Here is a 270-nt window from a genome sequence, read left to right as displayed (position 1 = left end):
TGATAAACGCATATGCTGAATGATTATCTCGTTGCTTACGCAACCAAATATCTAATGTATGTCCCTCTGCATCAATGGCACGATATAAATAGCTCCATTTTCCTTTTATTTTGATGTACGTCTCATCAATACGCCATTTGTAATAAGCTTTTTTATGCTTTTTCTTCCAAATTTGATACAAAATTGGGGCATATTCTTGAACCCAACGGTAGACCGTTGAATGATGAACGTTTACACCACGTTCCCTTAATATTTCAGATATATCACGAT

1 protein-coding gene is annotated in these 270 nt (G+C 35.2%); it reads right to left on the bottom strand.

The window, feature by feature from the left end; genetic code table 11:
- Positions 1-270 (bottom strand): IS6 family transposase (locus tag LQ598_RS13730; protein WP_239706566.1); only part of this gene is annotated, 270 nt, incomplete at both ends.

It is taken from the genome of Mammaliicoccus sp. F-M27, from assembly GCF_022387115.1.
GTDB classification, from domain to species: domain Bacteria; phylum Bacillota; class Bacilli; order Staphylococcales; family Staphylococcaceae; genus Mammaliicoccus; species Mammaliicoccus vitulinus.
The sequence above is the reverse complement of the archived record's forward strand: the minus strand, read 5'-3'. Positions and strand labels throughout refer to the sequence as shown.